Genomic DNA, 7,728 nt, shown 5'->3' on the forward strand with positions numbered 1-7,728 from the left:
TTCCTCTTAAAATAATCGTTCAATCATTAATTGTAGCGAAACTCTCCCGTTAAATTCATTTTTATTGACGGTATAGCTGCAGCTTAACGGTCTGTTTTTTGGGCATTCCACAACACGGCGAAAAGCGATCAGCTCCAGTGTTTTTGGATGGGCGGTGAGAGGCCTTAGCTCGATACGGCTATGGGAGCGGTCACTGCCGAAGAGTTTGACGCTCACTACCTCCGCATCACGGATGAGAAATCGGGGTCTCGGATTCCCCTCTCCGTAGGGTTCGTACCGCTCAAGCAAGGATAAAAGGTCAAAATTGATCGCATGGTGTTCCAGCTCTCCGAGAATATCGCTTTGGGGGATAAAATCATCGGGATGGAGTTTTGCCGCTTCTGCATTGACTCCTGTGCGGAATGCTTGAATGTTTTTGACATTCAAGGAGAGTCCCGCAGCCATTTTGTGTCCGCCGAATTTTTCGAGAAGGTGCTCTTGGGATTTAATCAGAGAGTAGAGATCGACATTGCCGATACTTCTCCCCGATCCCTTTGCAATGCCGTTATGGACACTGAGTACCACCGCCGGTTTTTGAAAATGGTTGACGAGACGTGATGCGACGATTCCGACGACCCCCTCATTCCACCCTTGCGCTTCTACGATCAGTATGGCATCTTCGGCGTTGACCCGTATCATCGCTTCGGCCGTGGTTTGAGCTTCCGTCTCTTTACGCAGGGTGTTGAGGGAGGTGAGGAGCTCAAACTGGTGATACGCCCTCGCCGTTGTATCGGCCGTTAGAAAATCCAATGCGATGGAGGCATCTTCAAGCCGTCCGGCAGAGTTGATTCGGGGGGCAATTTGAAACGCGATGTCTTCGGAACTGATGGCGGAACGCCCGAGAAAATCGCGAATAATGACAAACGGGGCCAACGATGAGGTTTGCATCATTTGGAGTCCTGATTTGACGATACCTCGGTTCAATCCGATGAGGGGCATGACGTCAGCGATGATTGCCAGTGCCAAAAAGGGGAAAAACCGGCGCATATCGACGTTCAGCCCAAGCTCCTTTTTGATCAGCCCCAGAAGGAGCCACCCCACCTGTGCACCGCATATCTCTTTAAACGGATAGGGGCAGTCGTGCTGTTTGGGATTGACGATGGCATACGCATCGGGAAGGGTCTCCGATGGGGTATGGTGATCGGTGATGATGAGATCAATTCCGCGCTCTTTGCACACTTCGGCTGCCTGAAAAGCGTTGATTCCGTTGTCGACGGTAAAGACCACATCGGCATCAAGCCGCTCCAGCACCCCGCGCGACACTCCGTATCCGTCGGTGAAGCGGTTGGGGATGGTGGTTGTCAGAGGGTAGGGGATGAGATCAAAAAAACGTTTGACGATGGCGGTCGAGGTGACACCGTCGACGTCATAATCGCCGACGAGTGCTATTTTTTCCCCACGTCGGATGGCCTGTACAATTCGATCCGCTGCCTTCTGCGAATCTTTGAGAAGGGTTGGATGGGGGATTTCGGAAAGCTTTTCGGATTGGGCGTCAAAGCGGCGCGCCAAACACTCACTCAGGGTTTCGTGAGTGAGGAGGGGTACTTCAGGCAGGATTAACATGGGAGTACGTCGCCTGAACGAATGCCAGAATCGAAGGATTCGGGCTTTGGAGACGTGAGGTGAATTCGGGGTGAAATTGCACTCCGAGGAACCATGGATGGCCCGGTATTTCGACCGCTTCAATCAGACCGTTGGATTCTCCGGTGACGATCATTCCCGCATTTTCGAATGCTTCACGATAGGTCGGATTGGCTTCATATCGGTGACGGTGACGTTCGTAAATGAGGGGCTCGCCGTTATAGGCACTACGGAGGTGGGAACCCTCTTTGGTTTCACACGGGTATTCACCCAGACGAAGTGTTCCCCCCATCGGCGAATGGTGAGTTCGAAGCTGTGTCTCTCCCGACTGATCGATAAAATTATCGATCAGATAGATCATCGGATGGGTTGTCTGCGGGTTGAACTCGATGGAGTTGGCATCCTCATACCCTAAAACGTTGCGGGCAAATTCAACGAGGGAGAGCTGCATCCCCAGACAAATTCCCAAGTAAGGGATTTTGTTTTCGCGGGCATAGCGGATGGCTTGAATTTTACCTTCAACACCACGGTTTCCGAATCCTCCGGCAACAAGAACCGAATCGGAATCGGCCAAAAGGGCTTCGGCTCCCTGCGTTTCGATTTTTTCACTGTCTACCCAGTTGATATTGACCCGGGTATCCAAATGGGCCCCCGAATGGATCAACGCTTCGATGAGGGATTTGTAGGACTCTTTGAGCTCCAGATATTTACCGACGAAAGCGATGGAGATACGGTATTTGGGAGAGACGATTTTTTTGACGAGGGAGTCCCATTGTTCCATATCGGGTTTGAGTTCGCCCAGACGGAGCTCTTTTGCGATCGGGGTCAGGATGTTTTGCTGTAAAAAACTGAGGGGGACGGCATAAATGGTCTGTTCATCCATCGCTTCGATAATACTGTCGCTGCTGACATCACAGGCAAGGGCAAGTTTTTTCTTGAATGTTTTGGGGAGCTGCTCTTCGCTTCGAGCGATAATCATCTGCGGAGTGATACCGATACGGCGAAGCTCCTGCACGGAGTGCTGGGTCGGTTTGCTTTTGTGTTCGCCGGCCGCTTTGATGAACGGGATGAGGGTGACGTGGATAAAAAAGGTCCCCTCTACTTCATCGTCATGTTTCATCATACGGATCGCTTCCATATAAGGGAGCCCTTCGATGTCGCCGACGGTACCGCCAAGCTCAACGACAAGGATTTCATGCCCTTCACCCGCTTTTTTGATCCGGTCGACGATTTCGCCGACGATATGGGGGACGACCTGGATTGTTTGACCCAAATAGCCGCCGCTACGCTCCCGTTCAATAACGCTGCTGTAGACCTGACCGGTGGTGAAATTGCTGGTGCGTAAAAACGATGCATCCAAGAATCGTTCGTAGTTCCCGATATCGAGATCGGTTTCCGCTCCGTCTTTGGTGACAAAAACTTCACCGTGTTCCAACGGGCTCATGGTACCGGGGTCGACATTGATGTACGGATCGATTTTCAGCATTCCGACTTGTTTGCCGGAGTGTTTGAGGAGTGCACCGATACTCGCCGCAGTGATCCCTTTCCCGAGTGAACTGAGGACACCGCCGGTTACAAAAATATATTTAGTCATTGCTATTCCTTAGGGTAATGGGTCATAATTTTGGGTGAAAATAGGCCAAGAAGGCACTTGCGGCGACTGAAAAGGAGCCGTAATTTAAGTCAGCCATTATATACTGTTATCGCTTATAAAAAGCTACGTTTAAAAAGCACTGTCAGGTGTGCGGGCACTTCATCGGGGAGATTGTCTCCTTTGGATGATTACAGCGTGAGTATAGCCGGTCGGAAGAAATCCGGCCTAAATAAAGGAAAAGTGTGGAATCAGCGCTGTATTACGTCACGATCGCAATGGGATTTTCCATTGTCCTCAATTTGATCCTCAAGCGCTTCGGTATTTCGCAAATTATCGGCTACATTGTGACGGGGGTCACGGTTGCCTATGCTTTTGACTTGCGTCATCTGGCCGATTCGCATACGCTCGAAATGATTGCCGAATTCGGAATTGTCTTTTTGATGTTTACGATCGGCTTGGAGATGTCGCTTCAGCGCCTTGCCACGATGAAAACGGATGTGTTTTTCAACGGGACGTTCCAGGTCATGATTTCGGCAGCGATTTTCTTTTCGTTGGCCTACGGAGTCTTTCATGTACCGTTGGAGACCTCTATTATTAGTGCTATGGCCCTTTCCCTCTCTTCGACCGCCGTGGTCCTCAGCCATCTTAAATCGACCAAAGAGATCACCCGCCCTTACGGCCAAAAGGCGACGGGGATTTTGATTTTTCAGGATATTGCCGTTATCCCTATCTTGCTTTTGATCGGGTTTTTAAGTTCGGATGGGCAGAATATCGGCGAGGCGCTGCTTCAAACCGCAATCAGTGCGGTGATGATTGTCAGTTTGCTCTTTATTATCGGCAAGCGGGTGATGAGTTGGCTGCTCCATTTTGCGTCGTCCAGCAATGTCGATGAGCTGTTTATGGGATCGGTACTGGTGATTGTCGTCTCCTCTTCCCTCCTTGCCGCCTATTTTGGATTTACCTATTCTCTGGGCGCATTTGTTGCCGGGATGATTATAGCCGAGACCCGCTATCACCACAAAGTTGAATCGGATATCGCCCCCTTTAAAGATTTACTTCTGGGGACTTTTTTTGTGACGGTAGGGATGAAAATCGATCTGAACTTTTTTGTTTCCCATACTGCTGAGATTTTTTCCCTCTTGGCCGCTGTTTTGGTGATTAAAGCGATCGTTATTTTCGGTGTCATCCGAATCTATTCGAAAGCGAAGATCGCGTTTAAGACCGCGATGGCATTGGCGCAGGTCGGAGAGTTCTCTTTCGCTATTTTTGCCCTTGCAAGCAACCACAAACTTTTGAATGAGCAATTGGCGCAGACACTGGTTCTGGTCGTCGTGATTTCAATGATGATTACCCCTTTTATCCTCTCTAACATCTCCCGTGTCAGCTCCCTCTTTTTTAAAGAACCGGGGATGAGTGAGGATTTCAGTCTCCTCTCGTTTCGTCAGCACCATGTCGTGGTGTGCGGATACGGAATTGTCGGAAAATTTGTGGTGAAAGTACTTCGTGCCGAAGGGGTGGATTACGTGGTTATCGATAACAGCTACAAACATGTTCAAGAGGCGCTACAAGACGGGGAAGAGGCCTTTTACGGCGATATGTCCAAATCGTCTATTCTGGATAAGCTTCATGTCAAAGAGGCGGCAAGCGTCATTGTTACTTTGGATAATCTGGAGAAAAAACGGCTGGTGTGCGAAGCGGTCTTGGGCTATGCCCCGTCGGTCAAAGTCGTTGTTAAAGTGGTGAGCTTGGAAGAGAAACGTGAACTCAGAGGGCTTCCGATCAGCGTAACCGTTGACGGAAAAAAAGAGGTAGCCGCCAGACTGGTCAGCGAAGCAATGCAGTGCGCGCTGTAAGCACTTTGCCTATTTCTCTTTAGGCTGTTCGCTTACAAGCCATTGGAGATAGCGGATAGACCAGTCGAGCTCTTCGATAGCCGTATCGACCGATTCAAGCGGTTGCTCCAAATGAATTTTCAGCTCTTTGAGACGCTGTTTGAGATACTGCGCCATATTATAATAAGTATTGAGCGACGTATCGTCTTGGGCTTTGATGATCAACTCTTCGAGGGTAGTGACAAGCGCTTGCTCATTCGGGAAAATATTTCCCGCTTTGCGGATGGTCCGTTGTACCTTTTGGAGGTGATCCATATCGAGTTTAAAATTATCCGTATTTTGCATTTTTTTCCTTTGATACGCCAAGGGAGCGAAGCCCCCATGGCTACGCTAACGCTAAGTTTTCCTCGGCGGAAAGCCCGCGCACGCTTGCGTGCTTTTGGGTGCTGATATTAATTCTAATTACCTCGGGAACCCGGTTTGATCGCTTCAGAACCGTTGGCGCAAAGGGGGCAATCGTCCGGTGCATACATCTCAAAATCGAAATCGGCTAACGCGAATAACGGTTTGTTATCAGGAAGAGAACAGTTCGGTTTGCGCTCTAATGCGCTGCCGCTGCGACGGCAGAATCCGCGATTGGCGAGAGCGGCAAAACCGACGACGATACCGCCGAGGGCTTCAATCGCTTTGGCCGCTTCCATCGCTGATCCGCCGGTCGTGATGATGTCTTCGCATACGATGACCCGCTCACCCGGTTTGATCTCAAATCCACGGCGGATCTGCATCTCGCCGTTGACCCGTTCCGCGAAAATAGAGCGTTTGTCCAGCGCGGTCGCAAGGGCGAATCCTGCAATCAAACCGCCGAGTGCAGGGGCACAGACGGTATCGATCTCAAGGCCGCTTGCGTTGATCTGGACGGCCAGCGCATCGGCAAGCAATTTTGCCGTCTTCGGATCTTCGAGTACTTTTGCCGATTGGAGGTAGTACTGGGAGTGGTTGCCTGAACTGAGTTTGAAGTGCCCTTCGAGAAGAGCATCGGCGTTCATATAAATAGATTTGACGTCCATCGTTATACCGTTAAAATTTCTTGCTCTTTGTTCTTGAGCGTGTCATCGATTTTCGTGATGTATTTGTCGGTGATCTTTTGGACTTTATCCTGAGCCGCTTTGGACTCATCGGCGGTGATCAGTTTGTCTTTTTCGAGTACTTTGATCTTGTCGTTGGCTTTTTTGCGGTCGTTACGGACGCCGACTTTTGCATTTTCAGCCATACCCTTGGCTTTTTTCACCGCATCATGACGCTGATCTACCGTCATCGCCGGGAAGAAAAGTTTGATCTCGCTTCCATTGTTGTTCGGGTTGACGCCGATATCGGCTTTCATGATCGCTTTTTCGATGACGCTGAGCATCGATTTTTCCCACGGGGAGATCGTGATCGTCGTCGCATCGGTCGCTAAAACGCTTCCCGCCTGATCAAGCGGCACCATTGAACCGTAGCTATCGACACGGATATTGTCCAAAATACGTGTCGTTACTTTTCCGGTTCGAAGGGTACGGAAATCACTAACCATATGGTCAATGCTCCCTTGCATCTTCTCTTCACAAAATTGATACACTTCGTCTAACATAGTCTCTCCTCCGTTAATTATTTAGTGGTATTGGTATCGTTGACGATAGTGATCGTCGGTGCGGCAATATTCGTCTTATCGACCATAGTATCAACAACCGATGCATTTTTTTGCTGTGCATAGAAATAGCCCAATGCGATCGTATTGATAACAAACACGAATCCGAGGAAAAAGGTCACTTTAGCCAGAAAGCTTCCCGGTCCTTTAGCTCCGAAGACTGATTCATTGGAGCCGCTGTATGCGCCCAAGCCGATGCTTGAACTTTTTTGAAGTAGTACCGCGATGGTGATCATCACTACGAGTACGATTTGCACGATGAGCAGTATGCCTGTCATGGGTGTCCTTAAAAAATAAAAAGTTCGCGATTATACCATACTGTAGATGAAGGGCTTATGAACTGATCTTACGCACTTTGTTTTAACACGTGCTTTAAGAGCAGTTAATCTCCCGTATCCGAAAGATACGGGTAGCTTTAGGGGGTTGTAGGGACGTTAGTCCCTGCCGCTTTGCGGGCTATGCCCGGAAAGTGCGTAACATTCAGTTATGAAAGAAAGCGGGTGTCGGGATTAAGAGGAGAACGATGCGTTACCTTAAACCGTTTAGGACTAAAATACCGCTTTAATACTATCAAAGGCAGTGATGCGCATGGAAACCAAACGGTTAATTATTTTTGGGGTCATTCTTGTTGCGAGTGTGGTCGGAATGAGTTTTTTTGCCCCTTCAAATCCTACAAAAACCATTCGAAAACCGAGTGTTTCCGTCAGTACGTTTACTCTGTACGAAGCCGTGCACGCTGTTGCGGGAGAGTCGCTCGATGTCCGCCCCATTATCCCGCCCGGCAGTGATGCGCATATGTTTTCTCCCACCCCGAAACAGGTGGCCGATATCGGACAATCATCCCTTTTTATTTATAACGGTGCCGGATTTGAAATGTGGGGAGAATCGCTGAAAAACACCCTTCCCGCAACGACGGAGGTACTGGATATGAGTGCCCATGTCCGTTTGATCAAAAGCGAGGGGGGCGATGGGATGGATGCGGAAGATCATCACGGAGG

The 7,728-nt window shown here is 49.5% G+C and carries 8 protein-coding genes; 2 read left to right on the plus strand and 6 right to left on the minus strand.

Annotated features, from left to right (window positions below; translation table 11 throughout):
- Positions 1–6: 6 nt before the first annotated feature.
- Together recJ and M0P91_RS02375 are read right to left on the minus strand one after the other, a co-directional pair.
- The gene (recJ, locus tag M0P91_RS02370) at positions 7–1,602 is read right to left on the minus strand and encodes a single-stranded-DNA-specific exonuclease RecJ (protein WP_295063951.1); all 1,596 of its coding nucleotides are present in this window, start codon (positions 1,600–1,602) and stop codon (positions 7–9) included.
- On the minus strand, positions 1,586–3,214 hold the full coding sequence (locus M0P91_RS02375) for a CTP synthase (protein WP_295063954.1): 1,629 nt from the start codon (positions 3,212–3,214) through the stop codon (positions 1,586–1,588). Before M0P91_RS02375 ends, recJ begins: the two co-directional genes overlap by 17 nt.
- Positions 3,215–3,456: 242 nt before the next feature.
- Here M0P91_RS02375 and M0P91_RS02380 point away from each other — a divergent pair, with 242 nt between their 5' ends.
- Positions 3,457–5,067 (plus strand): cation:proton antiporter, encoded by a 1,611-nt coding sequence (locus M0P91_RS02380; protein ID WP_295063958.1) that lies wholly within the window; start codon positions 3,457–3,459, stop codon positions 5,065–5,067.
- Positions 5,068–5,076: 9 nt separating this feature from the next.
- Here M0P91_RS02380 and M0P91_RS02385 read toward each other — a convergent pair whose 3' ends face one another.
- The 4 genes from M0P91_RS02385 to secG all read right to left on the minus strand — a co-directional run bounded on the left by M0P91_RS02385 (position 5,077) and on the right by secG (position 7,008).
- Positions 5,077–5,391, minus strand: coding sequence for a hypothetical protein (locus M0P91_RS02385; RefSeq protein ID WP_295063961.1), 315 nt, complete (start codon positions 5,389–5,391; stop codon positions 5,077–5,079).
- A 113-nt stretch (positions 5,392–5,504) separates the two neighbouring features.
- Positions 5,505–6,113 carry an orotate phosphoribosyltransferase gene (gene pyrE, locus M0P91_RS02390; RefSeq protein WP_295063964.1) on the minus strand — a complete coding sequence of 203 codons (609 nt, stop codon included), beginning with the start codon at positions 6,111–6,113 and terminating at the stop codon, positions 5,505–5,507.
- 2 nt (positions 6,114–6,115) lie between these two features.
- Positions 6,116–6,673 carry a ribosome recycling factor gene (gene frr, locus M0P91_RS02395; RefSeq protein WP_295063966.1) on the minus strand — a complete coding sequence of 186 codons (558 nt, stop codon included), beginning with the start codon at positions 6,671–6,673 and terminating at the stop codon, positions 6,116–6,118.
- A gap of 17 nt (positions 6,674–6,690) precedes the next feature.
- A complete protein-coding gene (secG, locus tag M0P91_RS02400) occupies positions 6,691–7,008 on the minus strand; it encodes a preprotein translocase subunit SecG (protein WP_295063968.1) in 318 nt (105 codons plus the stop codon).
- A gap of 304 nt (positions 7,009–7,312) precedes the next feature.
- Here secG and M0P91_RS02405 point away from each other — a divergent pair.
- The coding region (locus tag M0P91_RS02405; RefSeq protein WP_295063970.1) for a zinc ABC transporter substrate-binding protein at positions 7,313–7,728 on the plus strand (416 nt) is incomplete at its 3' end.

Source organism: Sulfuricurvum sp., assembly GCF_023229695.1.
Classification (GTDB): Bacteria; Campylobacterota; Campylobacteria; order Campylobacterales; family Sulfurimonadaceae; genus Sulfuricurvum.